General features: G+C 70.0%; 18 protein-coding genes. 10 read left to right on the top strand and 8 right to left on the bottom strand.

Annotated features, from left to right (window positions below; translation table 11 throughout):
• Positions 1–29 precede the first annotated feature (29 nt).
• The 3 genes from ACFXMV_RS10805 to ACFXMV_RS10795 all read left to right on the top strand — a co-directional run bounded on the left by ACFXMV_RS10805 (position 30) and on the right by ACFXMV_RS10795 (position 2854).
• Complete coding sequence (locus ACFXMV_RS10805) at positions 30–521, top strand: polyadenylate-specific 3'-exoribonuclease AS (protein ID WP_378501930.1); 492 nt, start codon at positions 30–32, stop codon at positions 519–521.
• Between the two features lie 51 nt (positions 522–572).
• Positions 573–1958: a class II 3-deoxy-7-phosphoheptulonate synthase gene (locus tag ACFXMV_RS10800; protein WP_378501931.1), complete on the top strand. Its 1386-nt coding sequence runs from the start codon at positions 573–575 to the stop codon at positions 1956–1958.
• Between the two features lie 137 nt (positions 1959–2095).
• Positions 2096–2854 carry a VOC family protein gene (locus ACFXMV_RS10795; protein ID WP_378501932.1) on the top strand — a complete coding sequence of 253 codons (759 nt, stop codon included), beginning with the start codon at positions 2096–2098 and terminating at the stop codon, positions 2852–2854.
• 33 nt (positions 2855–2887) lie between these two features.
• Here ACFXMV_RS10795 and pknB read toward each other — a convergent pair whose 3' ends face one another.
• A complete protein-coding gene (gene pknB / locus ACFXMV_RS10790; protein WP_378502987.1) occupies positions 2888–4927 on the bottom strand; it encodes a Stk1 family PASTA domain-containing Ser/Thr kinase in 2040 nt (679 codons plus the stop codon).
• A 167-nt stretch (positions 4928–5094) separates the two neighbouring features.
• Between pknB and ACFXMV_RS10785 the strand changes: the two genes are divergently transcribed.
• From ACFXMV_RS10785 to ACFXMV_RS10775, 3 genes are all read left to right on the top strand, one after another.
• The gene (locus ACFXMV_RS10785; protein ID WP_378499764.1) at positions 5095–5463 is read left to right on the top strand and encodes an Rv2175c family DNA-binding protein; all 369 of its coding nucleotides are present in this window, start codon (positions 5095–5097) and stop codon (positions 5461–5463) included.
• Positions 5464–5655: 192 nt separating this feature from the next.
• A complete protein-coding gene (locus ACFXMV_RS10780; RefSeq protein WP_378499765.1) occupies positions 5656–6300 on the top strand; it encodes a DUF1326 domain-containing protein in 645 nt (214 codons plus the stop codon).
• On the top strand, positions 6297–7154 hold the full coding sequence (locus ACFXMV_RS10775) for a DUF2182 domain-containing protein (protein WP_378499766.1): 858 nt from the start codon (positions 6297–6299) through the stop codon (positions 7152–7154). Before ACFXMV_RS10780 ends, ACFXMV_RS10775 begins: the two co-directional genes overlap by 4 nt.
• A gap of 9 nt (positions 7155–7163) precedes the next feature.
• Here ACFXMV_RS10775 and ACFXMV_RS10770 read toward each other — a convergent pair whose 3' ends face one another.
• From ACFXMV_RS10770 to ACFXMV_RS10755, 4 genes are all read right to left on the bottom strand, one after another.
• The gene (locus ACFXMV_RS10770) at positions 7164–8111 is read right to left on the bottom strand and encodes a phytoene/squalene synthase family protein (RefSeq protein WP_378499767.1); all 948 of its coding nucleotides are present in this window, start codon (positions 8109–8111) and stop codon (positions 7164–7166) included.
• 1 nt (position 8112) lies between these two features.
• Positions 8113–9687, bottom strand: a complete 1575-nt coding sequence (locus ACFXMV_RS10765) for an alpha-(1->6)-mannopyranosyltransferase A (protein ID WP_378499768.1) — start codon at positions 9685–9687, stop codon at positions 8113–8115.
• Positions 9688–9773: 86 nt separating this feature from the next.
• Positions 9774–11372 carry a phytoene desaturase family protein gene (crtI, locus tag ACFXMV_RS10760; RefSeq protein WP_378499770.1) on the bottom strand — a complete coding sequence of 533 codons (1599 nt, stop codon included), beginning with the start codon at positions 11370–11372 and terminating at the stop codon, positions 9774–9776.
• A 2-nt stretch (positions 11373–11374) separates the two neighbouring features.
• Complete coding sequence (locus tag ACFXMV_RS10755; protein ID WP_378499769.1) at positions 11375–12526, bottom strand: polyprenyl synthetase family protein; 1152 nt, start codon at positions 12524–12526, stop codon at positions 11375–11377.
• Between the two features lie 98 nt (positions 12527–12624).
• On the opposite strand from ACFXMV_RS10755, the gene metF reads away from it, so the two are divergent.
• A complete protein-coding gene (gene metF, locus ACFXMV_RS10750; RefSeq protein ID WP_378499771.1) occupies positions 12625–13548 on the top strand; it encodes a methylenetetrahydrofolate reductase [NAD(P)H] in 924 nt (307 codons plus the stop codon).
• Between the two features lie 129 nt (positions 13549–13677).
• Here the strand turns inward: metF and ACFXMV_RS10745 are convergent, their stop codons facing one another.
• The 3 genes from ACFXMV_RS10745 to ACFXMV_RS10735 form a co-directional block, all read right to left on the bottom strand.
• Positions 13678–14352 carry an LppM family (lipo)protein gene (locus tag ACFXMV_RS10745; RefSeq protein ID WP_378502085.1) on the bottom strand — a complete coding sequence of 225 codons (675 nt, stop codon included), beginning with the start codon at positions 14350–14352 and terminating at the stop codon, positions 13678–13680.
• An 81-nt stretch (positions 14353–14433) separates the two neighbouring features.
• Positions 14434–16011, bottom strand: coding sequence for a phytoene desaturase family protein (locus tag ACFXMV_RS10740; protein ID WP_378502986.1), 1578 nt, complete (start codon positions 16009–16011; stop codon positions 14434–14436).
• A 9-nt stretch (positions 16012–16020) separates the two neighbouring features.
• The gene (locus ACFXMV_RS10735) at positions 16021–16665 is read right to left on the bottom strand and encodes a GNAT family N-acetyltransferase (protein WP_378502985.1); all 645 of its coding nucleotides are present in this window, start codon (positions 16663–16665) and stop codon (positions 16021–16023) included.
• Between the two features lie 173 nt (positions 16666–16838).
• Here ACFXMV_RS10735 and ACFXMV_RS10730 point away from each other — a divergent pair, with 173 nt between their 5' ends.
• The 3 genes from ACFXMV_RS10730 (at position 16839) to mraZ (ending at position 18788) form a co-directional block, all read left to right on the top strand.
• Complete coding sequence (locus tag ACFXMV_RS10730) at positions 16839–17336, top strand: SAV_6107 family HEPN domain-containing protein (RefSeq protein WP_378502984.1); 498 nt, start codon at positions 16839–16841, stop codon at positions 17334–17336.
• A 166-nt stretch (positions 17337–17502) separates the two neighbouring features.
• On the top strand, positions 17503–17937 hold the full coding sequence (locus ACFXMV_RS10725) for a DUF3040 domain-containing protein (RefSeq protein ID WP_378502212.1): 435 nt from the start codon (positions 17503–17505) through the stop codon (positions 17935–17937).
• Positions 17938–18356: 419 nt separating this feature from the next.
• The gene (gene mraZ, locus ACFXMV_RS10720) at positions 18357–18788 is read left to right on the top strand and encodes a division/cell wall cluster transcriptional repressor MraZ (protein WP_378502983.1); all 432 of its coding nucleotides are present in this window, start codon (positions 18357–18359) and stop codon (positions 18786–18788) included.
• Positions 18789–18840: the final 52 nt, after the last annotated feature.

The raw sequence follows: 18840 nt of genomic DNA, 5'->3' as shown, positions 1-18840 counted from the left end.
GGAAGTGCCGGGCGGCATAGTCTGCCCGGGTGCGCTACTTCTACGACTGCGAGTTCATCGAGGATGGTCGCACAATCGAGCTGGTCTCGATCGGTGTGGCCGCCGAGGACGGTAGGGAGTTCTATGCCGTCTCCAACGAGTTCGACCCCTCGAGGGCAGGTAAGTGGGTGCGCACCAACGTACTGCCCAAGCTGCCGCAGCCTTCCTCGCCGCTGTGGCGCTCGCGCGCGCAGATCCGCGACGACCTGCTCAAGTTCCTCGTTCCGCGCCCGGGGATCACGCCGGAATTGTGGGCCTGGATCGCCGCATACGACCACGTCGCGCTCTGCCAGTTGTGGGGTGACATGACGGCGCTGCCGCGCTCGCTGCCGCGGTTCACCCGCGAGCTTCGCCAGTACTGGGAGGACTGCGGATCGCCCGCGTTGCCGTCGGCTCCGGCCGACGCGCACGACGCGCTGGCCGACGCCAGACACAACCTGGTCAAGTACGAGGCGATCCGGGCGTCGCTCGCGATTCGCTGATTTATTGGCCCCTTTGCGCATCGCGATCGGCGGAGCGAATATCCTGTACTGGTGAACTGGACTGTCGATGTTCCGATCGACCGCTTGCCCGAACTTCCGCCGCTGCCCGCCGCGATGCGCCAGAAGCTCGATGAGGCGTTGAGTAAGCCCGCCGCCCAGCAGCCGTCGTGGCCGCAGGATCAGGCGGCCGCGATGCGCACCGTCCTCGAGAGCGTGCCGCCGATCACCGTCGCAAGCGAGGTGGAGTCGTTGCAGGCCCAGCTCGCGAGCGTCGCGCGCGGCGAGGCCTTCCTGCTGCAGGGAGGTGACTGCGCCGAGACGTTCGCGGACAACACCGAGCCGCACATCAAGGGCAACATCCGCACCCTGCTGCAGATGGCCGTCGTGCTGACCTACGGTGCGAGCCTGCCCGTGGTGAAGGTCGCCCGTATCGCCGGTCAGTACGCCAAGCCGCGATCGGCTGACATCGACTCGCTGGGATTGAAGTCCTACCGCGGCGACATGGTGAACTCCCTCGTCGCCGACGAGGCCGTGCGCGCGCACGACCCGTCCCGGCTGGTCCGTGCGTACGCGAACGCGAGCGCCGCGATGAACCTGGTGCGCGCCCTCACCGGCGCGGGCATGGCCGACCTGCACCGGGTGCACGATTGGAACCGTGAATTCGTCGCCGCGTCGCCTGCGGGTGCCCGCTACGAGTCGCTGGCCGCGGAGATCGATCGCGGCCTGCAATTCATGAACGCGTGCGGAGTCACCGACCCGACCCTGCATCAGGCGCAGATCTTCGCCAGCCACGAGGCGCTCGTCCTCGACTACGAGCGGGCGATGCTGCGACTCGACAACGACGACGACCACCCGAAGCTGTACGACCTGTCCGCGCACTTCCTGTGGATCGGCGACCGGACCCGCCAGCTCGACGGCGCGCACATCGCGTTCGCCGAGCTGCTGGCGAACCCGATCGGTCTCAAGATCGGCCCGAGCACGACCCCCGAGATGGCGGTCGAGTACGTCGAGCGACTCGACCCGACGAACAAGCCCGGCCGGTTGACGCTGATCTCCCGGATGGGCAACGGCAAGGTGCGCGATCTGCTGCCTGCCATCATCGAGAAGGTGCAGGCCACCGGACACCAGGTGATCTGGCAGTGCGACCCGATGCACGGCAACACCCACGAGGCGTCCACCGGCTACAAGACCCGGCATTTCGACCGGATCGTCGACGAGGTGCAGGGCTTCTTCGAGGTGCACAACGGACTGGGCACCCACCCGGGTGGCATCCACGTCGAGCTCACCGGCGAGAACGTCACCGAGTGCCTCGGCGGCGCCCAGGACATCTCCGACCTGGACCTGTCGGGCCGGTACGAGACCGCGTGCGACCCGCGGCTCAACACCCAGCAGTCCCTGGAGTTGGCCTTCCTCGTGGCGGAGATGCTGCGCGGCTGACGACCGAGATCGTTCGAGCGGCCCGTCCCCTGGTGGGGGCGGGCCGTTTCGCTGTGCCGAGGCGATCGTGTCGGTGTCCCGCGTTACGGTCGGGGTGATCGATCGCGTGCCCATCCAACGCAGTGAGGGGATACACCATGAAGATCACCGAAGCTCAACTCGGAGCGCCCTGTTGGGCGGAGCTCGGCACCACCGACATCGCGGCGGCCGGGCAGTTCTACGGCGCGCTGCTCGGCTGGAAAGCGGAGACCGATCCGAATCCCGAAGCGGGCGGTTACACGATGATGCAGCTGGACGGGGACCCGGTCGCGGCGGCCACGCCGCTGTATCAGGAGGCGCAGCCGGTGGCATGGACCGTGTCCATCGCGGTTGCGGACGCCGACGCGTCCGCCGAGGCCGTGAAGCGTGCCGGCGGCAGCGTGCTGATGGAGCCGATGGACGTGTTCGAGCTCGGCCGGTTCGCGGTGATCGCGGATCCCGCCGGTGCCGTGCTCTCGCTCTGGCAGGCGCGCGAGTTCGGCGGGGCCGCGCGGCTGGACGAGACCGGCGCGCTGTGCTGGATTGAGCTGCGCACCCGGGACACCGCGGCCGCGCAGGATTTCTACACCACCGTCTTCGGCTGGACGGTCAACGCGGGCGAGGGCTACACCCAGTGGGGCGTCCGCGGCAAGGACTTCGGCGGCATGATGGCGATGGGCGAGGACTTCCCGGAGGGGGTGCCGCCGCACTGGGCGTTGTACTTCGGGGTGGACGACGTTGACGCCGCGGTCGAGAAGGCGACGAGCCTCGGCGGGGCCGTGCACGTGCCGGGCACCGACATCCCGGACACCGGACGATTCGCGGTCCTGACGGACCCGCAGGGCGGCGCGTTCGCGGTGTTCGATCCGCAGGACTGAGTCGCCGAGCGCATGCCGACGACGTCACCTGGTTCAGGGCACCGCGACCAGCGACACGGTGCTGCCTGCCTCGACCCGAGTTCCGGGCCCTGGACTCTGGGTGAGCACCAGCGACCGATCGGAATCGGTGACCTGCTTGATCTGCGGCACCAGCCCGAGCCCGGTGAGCTCCTCGCGGGCAGAACCGACTGACCGGCCGAGCATCGAGGGCAGCCGGACCGCGGTCGACACGATCAGCGTGACACTCGATCCGGCCCCGACCTCGGTTCCGGTACTCGGGTCGGTGCCGATCACGTCGCCGCCGTCGACGCCGCTGTCGAACTCCTCCCGGGTCTCGCCGACCGTGATCCCGACGGCGTCCAGCGCCGCCCTGGCCTGATCGGCGGACTTGCCGCGTACATCCGGCATCCGGACCGGCGGCGAACCCTTGCTCCGGATCATCTCGACCTGCGACCCGACGTCGAGCACGGTGCCGGGGCCCGGCTTGAGCGCCGCGACACCACCGGTGGGCACCTTGGTGCTGAAGGCCTCACCGCCCTGGACGGGGACGAAGGTGCGCTCGCGCAGCACCCTGTCCACCTGGTCCGGGTCGCCGCCCGACGGCAGTTCGGGGACCGCAGGCCTGCCAAGCGACACCAGGAGGGCCACATTCGAGTCCCTGGGCACCCGCGACCCCGCCGCGGGATCGGTGCCGATCAGGGTGTCGACCGGGTCGCTGTTCGAGTACTCGCCCCGGATCTCGGTGCCCAGCCCGGCGGCCTCGATCGTCGATGTCGCGGCCGCGCGGTCCAGGCCGTCGATCGAGGGCACCGCCGCGTACCGCCCGGATCCCATCCACCAGCCGCCGAACCCGACCGCGATCCCGAGCAGCAGGATCACCATCAGCCACACCATGATGGTGCGGCGCGAACGCTGACGCTCGGCGTCGAAATCGGGGAACTCGTACTGCGAGGGGTCACGTCGGTGCGTCCGCGTCGCGGTCGGGTCCTGGGCGGCACCCGGAACCTCGGCCGCGCGGGGCGTCAGGTCGGTGACCACCTTGGTGTGCTGCGTGGAAGCGTGCGCGGCGCCGGGGTGCACCGCGGTCGGGGCGGGCGCCGCCAGCGCGGTTGTCGCGTCGTGCGGCCCGGCGGTGGCCGTCGCGGGCGGCGGTAGCGCTCCCGCGACCTGCATGGCCGCGCTGAGATGCTGCGCGGAGCGTCGCGGTGCGGGTACCCGGTAGGCGGGCAGTTGCAACTGGTGGCTCACCGAACGCAGTGCCGCAGACATCTCGCCCGCGTTCGTGAACCGCTCCTCGGGATCGCGGGCGGTGGCCTCGAGCACCAACTGGTCGAATTCCGCGGGTACCCCCGGGATCTGAGAGCCGGGACTTGGCACGTCCGCGTTGATCCGCTGATAGGCGATGGAGAGCGAGGTGTCGCCGGTGAACGGTGTTCGGCCGGTGAGCATCTCGTACAGCAGCACGCCGGTCGCATAGACGTCGCTGCGGGCGTCCGCGTGGCCGGTGGTGACCTGTTCGGGGGAGAGGTAGGCGGCGGTGCCGAGGATCACGCTGCTCGAGGTGGCATTGGATCCGGCGACCGCGCGAACCAGCCCGAAGTCGGCGATCTTCACCTCGCCCGCATCGGAGATCAGCACGTTCTCCGGCTTGACGTCGCGATGCACGAGGCCTGCGCGGTGGGCGACCGCGAGCGCGTCGAGCACCGGTCCGGTGACGGCGGCCGCGGCGTGCGGCGGCATCGGGCCGCGCTCGCGCAGCAGCTCGCGCAGGGTTCCGCCTGCGACCAGTTCCATCACCAGGAAGGCGTGTTCGCCGTCGACGCCCTGGTCGTACACGGCGACCAGTCCGGGGTGGGACAACCGGGCCACCGCCCGCGCCTCGAACTCGAATCGGGCGACGAACTGCGGGTCCTGCGCGAACTTGGGGTCCATCACCTTGATAGCGACCGGCCGGTCGAGACGCAGGTCGAGGCCGCGGTAGACCATCGACATCCCGCCGCGCGCGATCGGGGCATCCACCCGATAGCGGCGGTCGAGCAGCGTGCCGATCAGCGCCTGATCTCCTGGCCCCACCCGCGCGTACCCCTTTTCCGTTCGACGCTGTTGGTCACCACAGCAGTTCGACAATGTCCGCATCGATGGTAGCCAGCGGGCTGCCCGCCCGGTGCCGACGGCGCGGGTGGAACGGTCGCGCGGACCGCCGGTCACGGACCGCGACACAACCCGATACCGTTAGCGGTGTGAGTGCAATCCCTTATAGCGACGACGTCCTCGATCCCTCGGTGGAGCTGCTGCAGCTCGCCGATGTGGCCAAACTGCTCGGAATTGTCGTCACCCGGGTGCACCAGATGCTCCGGGACGGCGAGCTGATCGCGGTCCGCCGCGAGGGTGTCGTCGGGGTGCCCGCGGCCTTCTTCACCGCCGACGGCGAGATCGTCCGGCTGCTGTCGGGGCTGCTCGTGGTCCTGCGCGACGGCGGATACGGCGAGGAGGAGATCTTGCGCTGGCTGTTCACCGAGGACGAAACGCTGCCCGGCGCCCCGGTCGACGCGCTGCACACCGACCTCGCCCGAGAGGTCGTCCGGCGCGCTCAGGCGATGGCCTTCTAGGTCGATCTGGCAGTCGGCTGCGGGCCGTCGCGGAGTCGGGCGGCGGCGAGTAGGTCGCTGGGCTGGTAGGCGACGCCGAGTACCAGATTTCACACCCGCAGATGAGGATTGTGCGTCAGCGCGCACCGGCGTGTACTGGATACGAGGCGACGCGGGGCAACACCTCCAAGATCTGAAATGGGGTGAGCCGCCATGGCCGAGATTCCTCAGTGGGCGGTCCGGGGCGACTGGTTCGACGTGTGCAGCTGCGACGTCCCCTGTCCCTGCGAGTTCGCGCGCCCCCCGACCTTCAACCATTGTCAGGGCGTTCTCGCCTACCACGTGCGCGAGGGCCACTACGGCGACGTCCGGTTGGACGGGTTGAACCTGGTTGCTCTGGGCGAGTTCGAGGGCAACGTGTGGGCGGGGGCTCAGGTGTCGATGGCCCTGTACCTCGATGATCGCGCCGACGATGCGCAGAGGGAGGCACTCGGGGCCATCTTCGGCGGTCAGGCCGGCGGTTGGCCGGCGCAGTTCGCCGCGATGGTCGGTGATCAGCGCGGCGTCGAGCTCGCCCCGGTGCATGTCGAGGTGGCCGACGATCTGTCCAGTTGGCGTGCCGAGGTTCCCGGTCGCGTCATCGCGGCGGCTGAGGCGTTGACCGGTCCGACCACACCGCCGGGCGCGCGGGTCCAGCTGCTCAACCCACCAGGGTCCGAGGTCGGTCCCGGACAGACCGCGACCTGGGGCGTGGCCACGACGAATCGGGTGAGCGCCACCAACTTCACCTTCGCGTGGGATTGGGGCGGCCGCTCCAGCAAGCACATCCCGTTCGACTGGAGTGGACCGGACGAATGAGCCTGGGCGGCACGGGCCCCGGTGTGCGCGCGTCGCTGCCCCAGAGCGACCCGATCGCGTCGCTCTCGCGCCGGGTGCTCGTCGTCGTGACGGCGTGGCTGCTGGCGGGTGCGGCGGTCGGGTGGGTCCTGGTGGCCCGGAACTCGGCCGGCATGAGTGGCATGGTCAGCGGTCTGGCCGAAGTGGGGACGGGGATGCCCATGCCGATTGGTGTTCCCGCGTTCCTGGCGATGTGGGTCGCCATGATGGTCGCGATGATGTTCCCCACCGCGGTTCCGCTGGTCGCGGCGCATCATGTGGTGGTCCGCAGGCGGGGCGAGGGGATCGCCCCGACCGTGGCGCTCGTGGGCGGTTACCTGCTGGTCTGGGCTGTGGCCGGCCTGGTGCCATTGGCCGCGTTGGCGGCGTTTCGACGGCTCGCCGATTCGTCGGGCGATTCACGGTGGCTGCCGGTTGCGGCCGGACTGGCCCTGGTCGTCGCCGGGGCGTACCAGTTCACCCGCTGGAAGTCGGTCTGCCTGCGCACCTGTCGGAGCCCCTTCGCCTTTCTCATGGAGCACGATTTCGGTGGGGGATCACCCGCCGCCTTGCGGGCGGGCATCGTCCACGGCGGCTACTGCCTCGGCTGCTGCTGGGCGCTGATGTCCGTGCTGCTGGTGGTCGGGCTGATGAACCTGGTCTGGATGCTCGCCCTCACCCTGGTGTTCCTGGCGGAGAAGTGCTGGCGTCATGGCTGGTTCCTGCCGCGAGTGGTCGGGACGGCCCTTGTCGCGGTTGGTGTTTCGGTGATGATCCAGCCGGTGCTGCTACAGGTCATCTCGGGTGTGACCGGTGGCGGCATGACCGATATGTAGGCATCGGCGCTAGCCGCGGACGACCGTGGCCACCGATTCCAGCAGTCGTGGCGCGACGAGTGCCAGCCTCCGCCGGCGCGGCACCACGGCCCGCCGGTCGAGGACCCGGTAGCCGCCCGCCTCGATCTCGTCGAGGATCGCCGCGTACAGGTCGAAGGCGGCGGTGATACCCGGACGCACCCGCGCCTCGAGCAGTGCCAGGCCCGGCCGGGCGTCGCGGTAGCCGGATCGGTTCAACGCGACGAAATGGGCGAGGGCCCGCCTGACTCTGGGGTCCGCGGTCCCGGTGGACCGGCAGTGCCGCAGCAGATCTGCGTCCACCCCGAACGCGGACAACTCGTCCGAGGGCAGGTAGATGCGCCCCCGGCCGAGATCCTCGCCGACGTCGCGGATGAAGTTGGTGAGCTGGAAGGCCTCGCCGAGTGCGGCGGCCGCTGGCTCCGCCTCGGCGACCGTGGTCACCGTGCCCAGGATCGGCAGCATCTGCCTGCCGATCGCCGACGCCGATCCGTGCATGTAGCCGCGGAGTTCGTCCATCGAGGTGTAGGTCGCCCGGAAGCCGGGCGCGCCGGGCAGGTCCATGCGCATGGACTCGAGGAAGTCGGTGAAGTGATCGAGCGAGATGGAGTACCGGCCGATGGTGTCGGCCACGGCCAGCACGACCGGTCGGACATCGCCGGTGCGGGTGCCCGCGACGGCTGTCGTCAGCTCGGACTCGATCTCTTCGAGCACGGTCAGGCAGTCGGCGGCCGGACGGCCTGCGGGTGCGTCGATGTCCACCACGTCGTCGACCGTGCGGGCGAATCCGTACAGCGCGTGCACGGCGGGCCTGCGGTGTTCGGGCAGCAGCCGCGTCGCGAGGGCGTAGCTGCGGCCGTGCTCGGTCGCCAGTCGCCTGCAGTGCCGGTAGGCGGAGTCGAGATCGCCCGCGACCGCACGGTCGTCCAGCGTCGTCATCTCAGTCCCGGCCGGGAGCCGCCCCGGCTCCCTCGGGCGTTGCGTCGGCGCGGGGCGTGCGCAGCCGCAGCGGGTCGACCGTCACCAGCGACTTGGCCGCGACGAGCGCCGCGAAGGTGGCGAGCAGCACGTGCGCGAGCGTGTACAGCCCGATCGAGCCGTCCGGCTGGAAGACCAGCATCAGCCAGGTGGACAGGCCGACCAGGATCATCAGCGTCGTCGTCGACAGCGCGAAGCCCGCGGCAACGGCGAGCGGCCACGAGTAGTACCAGGGCAGCGCGGCTGGGGACAGCACCACGATCGCGACCAACGCGATCAGGATGCCCATGACCGCCTCGCGCGGCGTCCTGCGAAAGCGCCACCACACGGCGACCAGGATCACCACGAGGGCGATCCCGGACAGCGCCCTTGTCACCTCGAGCACCGGGCCGAGCCGCAGGCCGGTGAACCAGGACGTGCTGACGGTGACGACGTGCGCCATGATCGTCGGCAGTGAGAGCCAGTTGATGATCTTCGCCGAGCCGGACAGCGCGGTGAGCCACCCGATGCCGACGCCCGCGATGGCCGAGGCCGCGGCGAACACGGCGGCGAACACGGCGAGCCCGGCACCGGCGGTCTTCGCGAACAGCGCGAGCGGCGTCAGGGGGGTGCGACCCTCCTCTGCGGCACGCTCGCGTTCGTGAATCATCCAGATCCACACCAGGAACGGCAGCGCGACGCCCGCGGTTGCCTTGATGGCGACACCGACAGCGACCACCGCGATGCCCGCGACGTGGTGCCGCTCGAGCACGAGCGCGATGCCTGCCGTCATCAGCCCGACCATCAGCATCTCGTTGTGCACGCCGCCGATCAGGTGGATCAGCACCAGCGGGTTGAGCACCGCCAGCCACAACGCGGTGGCCTGGTTGCCGCCGAGCTGACGGGCCAGGTGGGGCACCGCCCACATGGTCAACGCGAGACCGGGCAGCATGGTCAGCCTCAGCAGCATGGTCCCGGCGATCACGTTGTCGCCGGTGATCGAGGTGATGCCCTGGCCGAGCAGCAGGAAGATCGGCCCGTACGGCGCCGTGGTGGTGGTCCAGACGTTGCTGACGTTGTCGAGCAGGACGCCGGGATTGGCCACCGGGCCGACCGCATACGGGTCGAAGCCGTCTCGCAGCAGGGCGCCCTGCGCCAGGTACGAGTACGCGTCGCGGCTGAACATGGGCACCGCCAGCAGCAGTGGCGCCGTCCAGGCCGGGACGACCCAGCGCAGCTCGTGCAGCGTGGTCGTGCCGCGGAGCGTGCAGCGGCCCAGCCGGACCCACGCCGTGATCATCAGCAGCACGCCGATCCACACGAGGATGGTCGACAGGATCAGGCCGTGGCCGAATCGCAGCCAGGACAGGTGCAGCGCCTCCAGCAGCGGGTCCTCCCGGCGGACGCTGCCAGAGCCGAATCCGCCGAATGTGATCATCGCCGCGCCCACGAACCCGAGGACCGCGGCGTGCCCCGCATCGCTGCGGGCGAACCCGGCGACCGCGCGGAACCGGCCGTCGCCGGTCTGCCTGTTTGCAGCGGAAAGTGGGGACGTCATCGTGCGGATCTTCCCCCAGGGCTGTGCGTTGAGCGCGGTCCGGACGGGCAGGACCCGTCGGCGGTATGCGTGGACAGCTGGTCAGTTTAGTGGCTCGGTGCTCGACTCCGGGAAACGCCGTGATCCGGCGGGTGTGACCGCGGCCCGACGACGCCCTCGCCCGCGATCCTCTTGGCGGCGAGTTTCCCGGAGACGAGCACGGTCGGTACCCCGACTCCTGGCGTCGTCCCGGACCCGGCGAGCACCACATTCTCGGCACCGGTGTCGAGATTTCCGCGACGGAACGGCCCGGTCTGCGCGAACGTGTGCGCGGCGGCGAACGGGGTGCCCGCGGCCATGCCGCGGTCGGACCAGGTCTGGGGGGTGTCGATCAGGTCGACCCGGAACTGCTCGGCGATTCCGGTGTACCCGCGCCGCTCCAGCTCGGTGAGCAGCTCGCGGACGTAGGGCCGCCCGAGGGCAGCCCAGTCCAGCCGAGCGCTGTCCAGGTTGGGGCAGGGCGCAAGCACCGACAGCGGTTCGTGCGGCTCGCCGTCCCGGTCGATCAGCAGCCCGGGATCGGTGACGGCGGGACGGGTGAGCAGCAGGGACGGGTCGCTCATCAGCCGGCCGCGACCGCGGCGCCCGGTGATCTCGGCGAACGTCTGCTCCCAGGCGCCGCCGAAGTCGATGGTGTGGTGTCCCGAGTCGGCCCAGCGCGCGGCGACGGCGGCGGGGATCATCCCGTGCGCGACGACCGCGGAGGGGGAGTGCCGGACCGGCCGACGCGGCATCGTCCGGTGTGGAAGCAGCGCCCGCCCGCCGCCGGGGTCCGCGGTCAGGACCACCGCGTCGACGTCGAACGCGGATCCGTCGGCCGCGATCACCCGCGTCGCCCGCCCGCCCCGATAGTCGATCCGCGTCACCTCGGTGCCGAGCGCGAGCGTGCCGCCCGCCGTGGTGAAGGCGTCGGCCATGGCCTCGGCGATCGCGCGCATGCCGCCGTCGGGGAAGTACACGCCGAGGGAGGTGTCCATGTGTGCGATCGCGCCGTAGATGCCGAGCGCACGCGAGGGGCTCAACCCCGCATACAGCGATTGGAACGTGAAGATCCGCTGTAGCCGCGGATCGCGGAGGTACTTCTCCACCCGCGGACCGAGCCGGCCGAAGCCGCCGGTCCTGACCAGCGTCCACAGGTCCGAGAGGGCCGCGCGCGAGCCGACCAGGTCCAGTGGCGAGTCGAAGTTCGCGTCGATGAACCGGTCGAACTCGGCGGTGAAGATCGACTCCAGCCAGGACCGCAGGCGGAGGTATCGGTCCGCCTCGTCGCGGCCGCACGCCCGAGTGACCTCCGCGGCCATCGTGTCCGGGTCCGAGTGCACGGCAATCGCCGAACCGTCCGCGAATCGGGCGTGATAGGCCGGCTCGAGGCGGCGCAGGCGCAGCGGTGGCGATACGGACCCGCAGTCGGCCCCGACCGCGGCCAGCGCCTCGGAGACCAGTTCCGGCATGGTGAGAACGGTTGCACCGCTGTCGATCTGGTAACCAGGGCCGTCGTACACGCCGACCCGGCCGCCCACCGACCGGTCGCGTTCGAGGAGGGTGACGGCGCGGCCGGTGCCGAGCAGGTGCAGCGCCGCGGCCAGCCCGGACAGGCCCGCCCCGACGACCACGACCCGGTCGGTCCGGCCGGGGACCCTGCGCAGGCTCACGCCGAGCGTCGGGTCGCGGCCAGCGCCATCGCGCGCAGGCCGTCCTTGGCCTCCGCGGTGGCGGTGCTGGTGTCGAGGGCGCGCAGGCCCCTGGCGGTGAGTTCGTCGATGCGGCGCTCGACCTCGTCCACCGCGCCCAGGTCGGTGATGATCGCGCGCAGCCGCTGGACCTGCTCCTCCGTGAGGTCGGTGCCGATGCTTCGCCGGAGCACATCCGCGGTGCCCCGGTCGGTGGCGTCGGCGCGCAGCAGGGCCTCGGCGAACAGCACGGTGCGCTTTCCCTCGCGCAGGTCGTCGCCGGAGGGTTTTCCGGTGACCGCCGGGTCGCCGAACACGCCGAGCAGGTCGTCGCGGAGTTGGAAGGCGATGCCGATGTCGGTGCCGAACTCCCGGTAGGCGCCGATCAGGTCCGGATCGGCAGCGGCAAGCGCGGCACCCAGGTGCAGCGGTCGTTCGATGGTGTACGCCGCGGTCTTGTACCGATTGATCCGCAGCGCCGCCGCCACCGACTCGTCGGCCGTCACCTCGGTGCTCACGTCCAGGTATTGGCCGCCGAGGACCTCGGTGCGCATCGCCGACCACACCGGGCCGAGCCGGGTCTGGGCGGCGGCGTCGATCCCCGACTCGCGCACCATGTCGTCCGCCCAGGCCAGGGCCAGGTCGCCGAGCAGGATGGCCACCGATTCGCCGAACTTTGCGGGTTCGCCGGACCACCCGCCCGCCCGGTGCTGCTCCGCGAACTCGACGTGCAGGGTGGGGAAGCCCCTGCGGGTTCGCGAGGAATCGATGATGTCGTCGTGCACGAGCGCGCACGCCTGGACCAGCTCGAGGGCGGCACACGCGCGCAGCACGGCGGCGGCGTCGGGACCGTCCGGGTCGCCGCCCGCGCCCAGCCAGCCCGTCCAGGCGAAGGCCGGCCTGACCCGTTTGCCGCCGCGCAGGACGAAGGCCTCCAGTGCGGTGGCCGCGGCGGTGAAGGTGCCGCCGACCGCATCGGTGATGGTCTTGCGACTGTCGAAGAACTCCCGCAGCGCCGCCTCAACGGCGGCGGGCAGCGACTCGGTGGCCTCGGGGGTGGTGGCTCCGGCGGACAGGGTGTCCTCCTCGGTGATTGCCCCGGGAATGCGCCCTGGGAACGTGATCGTCACCCTCACCCTAGTGGTCCGTCGCAGTCGGCCTCACCGGCCGCCACTATGATTGTCAGGTGACATTCGATGCCGTCAGGGGACGGTCAAGCGAGGGCTGGGTGACCAGGACCCCGTCGATCGTGGACCGGATCGGTTCGAGCGGTGGGCGGATTCCCTTCTCGGTGGAGTTCTCGCCTCCGCGCGATGCCGACGCGGAGGCCAGGCTCTGGCGTGCGGTCCGCGAGTTCGAGCAGATGCAGCCGGCGTTCGTCTCGATGACCTACGGGGCGGGCGGATCGACCAGGGACCGGACCGTGCGGGTGACCGGCGAGCTGGCCTCGGAGACGACGCTCCTGCCGGTGGCCCACCTGACCGCCGTCGGTCACAGCGTCGACGAGCTGCGCGCGATGGTCGGCGCCTACGCGGACCGTGGCATCAGCAACATCCTGGTCCTGCGCGGCGACCCTCCTGGCGATCCGCTCGGCACGTGGGAGAAGCACCCCGACGGGGTCGAGTACGCCGAGGAGTTGGTGCGGCTCGTGCGCGACCTCGGCGACTTCCACGTCGGCGTCGCGTCGTTCCCCGAGGGCCACTTCCGGGCGCCCGACCTCGATCACGACACCAGGTATCTGGTGTCGAAGCTGCGCGCGGGGGCCGAGTACTCGATCACCCAGATGTTCTTCGACGTCGAGGACTACCTGCGGCTGCGCGACCGGGTCGCCCGCTTCGACGCCGAACAGGGCCAGAAGCCGATCATCCCGGAGATCATGCCGATCACCTCGCTGCGTTCGGTCAAGCGCATGGTGGAGCTGTCGGGTTCCCGGCTGCCAAGCGAGATCGCGGATCGGCTGGACCGGGCCGCGGGTGAGGGACCCGAGGAGGACCGGGCCGCGGTGCGTGAGATCGGCATCGAGCTGGCCACCGAGATGAGCGAACGGCTGATCTCCGAGGGCGCGCCGTGCCTGCACTTCATCACGCTGAACTTCGCCCGCGCGACCCGCGAGGTGCTGGCCCGGCTAGGACTGGCCAGCTCGGTCAGATAGGCGCGCACCGGCGCGTGCATTACCCCTGCTCACCACCCGGCCGGACCTCCCCAATGTCACATTGATTCGACTCAGGCGAATCAATGTGACATTGGGGAGGACGCGAAGGATCTGTTGGGATGGGTGCGGTCAGCGCTTCGGGTTGCGGCTGAAGTACGCCATCGCGCCGACGACGAGGGCGACGCCGAGGGTGACGCCGCCGACGATGCCCGCCCAGCCGGCGAAGCCGCGGGTGCTGGGGTCGGCGTACCGGGTCTCCGCGCGGAGCGTGCTCACCTCGCCGGGCGGCAGCTTCCAGGTGACGATGGAGTCGGCGTCGCGGGTTCCGTTGGTGGTGGCCACCCGTGCCGGGAAGGCGACACTGAACTGGACGTCGCTGCCGTCGGGCACCGTCTTGAGGTCCGCCTTGCCCTCGAAGACCACGACGTCGCCGTTGCGCTGGAAGTTCAGCTGCACGGAGCCGCCGGTCTGGCTGGACATCGCCCCGAGCTGCTGCACCTCACCGAAGGTCAGGTCGCTGAAGAAGGCCTGACTGCCGACGAAGCCGTCCTGCTTGTACTCCTGCACCCGGACCTTCTGCGTCAACGAGTCCGGCGGGACCAGCACCGGACCCGTGTCCTTGTCGTCCGCGGGAACCGTCGCGGCGACGATCTGACCCGACACCCGGTCGTCGGGCGAGACGCCGACCGACACCTGGACCCGAAGGCATCCGCTGAGTACCGGGATGCAGATCAGGAGGAGCACGGACAGGGCGAACAGTCGGACGCGGGATCGACTGCGGACATCGGAGTGGGGCTGCTGCACAGCGTTATCGTGCCAGGCAGCCGTGCAGGTGTCAGGCGGTAGGGGTGCGCGGCGTGGCGGATCCGGTTGGTGCGGACCGGCTCATCGGCGCAGCAACCGGCGCAGTCCTCCGAACCGGGCGTCCGACAACGCGATCCGCGCGGCACTGCGCCCACTTGCGCCCGACACGCCGCCACCCGGGTGGGTCGAGGCGCCGGTCAGGTACAGCCCCCGTGCGCCGGGCACCCGGTGTCCCGCCAGCTCCGGCAGCGGGCGCCACATGAACATCTGGTCCAGCGACATCTCGACGTGCATCACGTTGCCGCCGATCAGGCCCATCTCGGTCTCGAGGTCCGCCGGGGTCTGCACCAGGCGGTGGCGCACCGAGTCCGTGAATCCCGGTGCGAGCCGCTCGATCTCGGCGACGATCCGGTCGCCCTCGGACTCGGCGAGATTCGCCCAGCTGCGCCCGCCGGTGAGCGCGTAGGGATGCCACTGCGACCACAGCGTCACCTGATGCTCGCCCGCGGGGGTCAGGCTCGGGTCGATTCCGCTGAAACTCATGGCCAGGACCGCCGGGGTGGGTGGGAGTTCGCCCGCCAGTGCGGCGCCGTGCGCGAGCCGGAGCTGCGCGCGATCGGAGACCAGCAGCTGTAGCCCGGAGGTGACCGTGTCGCCTGCCGGGGCGCTGGGATAGGTGGGGAGCGAATCGGTTCCGAGGCGCACCACCATGCCGATCCCCGGCCCGACCCGGATCCGGCGGCGCCACCCGTCCAGTTGCGCCCGGTCGTGTCCGCCGCGCTCGAGGAGGTCGAGGGTGGTCAGGATGTGGCACCCGGCCACCACCGTCCTGGCGTGCACGTCCCGGCCCTGTGCGGTGCGTACCGTCCAGCCCTGCGGTGTGCGATGCATCTCGGTCACCGCGTCGCCCAGTCGCACAGCCCCGCCGTCCGCGGCCAGCCGCGACGCCAGCGCCCGGGTGAGGGCGCCGCTGCCGCCGACGGCCCGGCCTGGCGGCAGGGTGTGCATCAGCGCCGCGAACCCGACCATCGGGGCGGTGCCAGGTTCGGACATCGGTGGACCCGACTGTGCGCCGAACCAGGCCAACGCAGACTTGAGACGCTCGTCGTCGAAGTAGTTGTCCAGCAGGGCATCCCCGGAGGAGAGGAACTCCCTCGACAGCGCCGCGGCGCCCGCGCCCCGGTCCAGGCCGCCGAACGAGCGGGCCAGCCTGCCGCCGGTCGGCGGCCCGGCGAAGGCCCGCATCACGCTCGCGGTCCGTGGGCCCCAGGTGTCGACGAACGTTCGGTACGCCCTGGCGTCGGCGGCCCCGCATGACTCGGCGATGGAGGCGCAGGTTCTTTCGAGGCTGCGGTGGAAGACGATGCCCGGCCGACCGGATTGGTGCGGCGCGGGCGCGAATGCCCATGGGTCGCAATCGAGATAGCGCAGCCCGTGAGAGGCCAGGTCGAGGTCCTCGATGATGCCGGTGTGCCGGATCATGATGTGTGCGGAGGAGCCGCGGTCCACCTGGTGGCCGGGGAACCGTTCGACGGTGGACACCGCGCCGCCGAGGACGGTGTCGCGCTCGAGCACCTCGACCGACCAGCCGGCCTGGGCGAGGTAGCACGCCGACACCAGCGCATTGTGTCCGGATCCCACCACCACCGCGTCGATCATCAGTCCAGGTTAGTGGCTGGGGGAGTGCGCGTTCTCGGTCCCTTCGACGGGGAGCGGCAGCAGGCGTCCCAGCACCGCGAACGGCCTGTTGTCCCCTGTGAAGGTGAAATGCCGCACCACGTCGGTGAATCCGAGCCTGCGATAGAGCCGCCAGGCCCGGTTGTCCTCGCCCTCGACCTCGGGGGTGGACAGCAGCACGTAGCTCTCGGTCCTGCCTTCGAGGAGCCTGCGCAACAGTCCCTCGCCGGTGCGGTGGCCCTGCGCCGCACGCGAGACATGGAGCTCGGTCAGCTCGAAGTAGTCGCCCAGGACCTCACGGATCCGCCGTTCGTCGGCGCCGGATCGGTGCATGCCCTCGCGTACCTGCTGGTGCCACCACTGGTGCGGGGCGCCCCGGTAGCCGTAGGCGATGCCGACCATGGTGCCCGGCTCCGAGGAGTGGGCGTCGTCGCAACCCGGTTGGACCGCGGCGACCGCGCACCAACCGGTCCGGTGGGTGTGCTCGGTCCACATGGGGGCTCGATGGAACTCGGTCCCCTTCGGGTAGTCCATCGCCTCGACGTAGATGGACAGAGCCTCGGTCAGGCGATGCCGTAGTTCCTGCGCGGACAGTTCGACCAGCAGCGGTGTCATGTTGTTACCGACCGGACTCACCCTCTCTCTTGACGACGTGTCGGTGGGGGCAGCTATATTGAATATGTCGAACGAATGTTCGATGTCGGCAATCCGGCGAAGCGCGAGGGAAGCGGGCTTCGCCGGATTCCGACCCTAAGGCCTGATCGGTCGTCACGGCGGGCGTGTGTGGTTGCGCGGGAGGTGTTCGGAAGATGGCAAGTCAGGCAGTTCAGGCAGCGGCGGCCCTCCGGGTGGGGGCTCCGGCGTCATCGGCAATGCATGCGGCGACGCGGGTGGGAGCTCCGTTGTCGCGGCATGCGCGGTCCCTGCTCGACAGGGCGGATGCATTGCTGGCGGAGGCGGCAGGCGCGCGGGACCCGTCCGACCGGTTCCGGTCCGCGTATCTGGCCGCGCTCCGTGGGGCCGGGGCCGCGCTCGGCGTCGAGAGGCGGCCGCGGACACGGTCGCGCAACGCGTGGGTGCTGCTCGCGCGCGCCGAGCCGTCGCTCGAAGACTGGTCGGATTTCTTCGCCGGCTACTCGGCCACCAGGGCGGCGATAGAGGCGGGCATCTCGCGCACGGTCACCGTCCGGGAGGCCGATGATTTCTTCTTCGAGGTCTCCCGCTTCCTCACCGCCGTCGAGGGCCTTCTCGGTGGCGATCGTCAGCTCGCGGACGTGCCGCACGCGATTGTGGGGAGGTCTGCCTAGCAGGGGATCTGCGGCGGAAATGAAATAAGTTGGCATCTCGTCGATGGACTAGGTGGTACGCCGCGACGTGTACTCGTATCATTGACGACAGGTAGCCGCCAACGTCGGAAACCCGCCGATTCGTCCCAACGGATCGGTCGCCATCTTTAGTGCCGGAGGAGGTACCGTGCCACTCTCCGAGCACGAGCAGCGGATGCTCGATCAGATCGAGAGCGCTCTCTATGCCGAAGATCCGAAGTTTGCCTCTTCTGTGAGGGGAGGCCGCATGCGTGCGGCTTCAAGCAAGCGTCGGCTTCAGGCGGGGGCTCTCTTCTTCCTCGGACTCGTCCTATTGGTCGCGGGCGTTGCGCTCCCGTTCAAGCCGGGCGGATTCCCGATCATCAGCCTGCTCGGTTTCGTCGTGATGTTTGGAGCCGGGGTCCTGTTCCTCATGCGGGGATCGAAGAGGGGCCTCTCGGCAGTGCCCGACGAGTCCGGTGGGCCCGTGAAGGGGCCGGTCGGAGGCAAGCGCTCGGACGGCCGCAAGGGCGGCAACAGCGGCGGCGGAGGGTTCTCGTCGCGCATGGAAGATCGTTTCAAGCGGAGATTCGAGCAGGAGTAGTCGGAAGGCCGTCGCGGAGGCAGGGGGCCGGGCGGCGGGCGACGAACACGGCGGCGTGACACCAGTTGGTGTCGCGCCGCTTTTGCGTTGACGCCCCGGCGGCCCGACTTTCCCCCACATTCCTCCACGCGGCGTCCCGTCGCGATACGAGCGCATCTCGGTGCCCCTCTGAACTGGCGATTTCGGTGGGGTCGGGCGGCGAAACTCATCCGACGCCCCGATGGTGGGGAAGATCGCACAGTTTTTCCCCACTTTGCACCACCGCTGTGAGCTGGGTCTTTAGGGCGATTTCGGGACGTGGAGCCCTAAATTGGCATTGAAAGTGGAGGAAAGTGGGGTAACGTGGTGCGCAGCGGAACGCGGAAGCGGACCGCAAGGGCCTAGGGCGTTCGAGTTGGAGCGCAGGGTGGAGGTGTCGAGTGTTTCTCGGTACCTACACGCCGAAGCTCGACGACAAGGGGCGACTGACGTTGCCCGCGAAGTTTCGAGATGCACTGGCGGGAGGGTTGATGGTCACGAAAGGGCAGGACCACAGCCTCGCGGTGTATCCCCGAGAAGAGTTTGCAGCTCTCGCACGCCGAGCCGCCGCAGCATCACGCAGCAACCCGGAGGCCCGCGCGTTCGTGCGCGGCCTGGCGGCAGGCACCGACGAGCAGCACCCCGACGCCCAGGGACGGATCACCCTCTCCGCCGACCATCGCCGCTACGCGGGGCTGTCGAAGGAGTGCGTGGTGATCGGATCGGTCGACTTCCTCGAGATCTGGGACGCGCAGGCGTGGCAGGGCTACCTCGAGGAGCACGAAGAGAGCTACTCCCAAGCCAGAGCCGAGTCACTGAGCGAGATCTTCTAGCTCAGCCAGAGCCACACGGCGAGTGCCGCGAGGCCTCTGCCCGAACGCCGAC

The sequence above is a fragment of the Rhodococcus sp. NPDC059179 genome (assembly GCF_042754885.1).
Lineage (GTDB): Bacteria > Actinomycetota > Actinomycetes > Mycobacteriales > Mycobacteriaceae > Rhodococcus_G.
The sequence above is the reverse complement of the archived record's forward strand: the minus strand, read 5'-3'. Positions and strand labels throughout refer to the sequence as shown.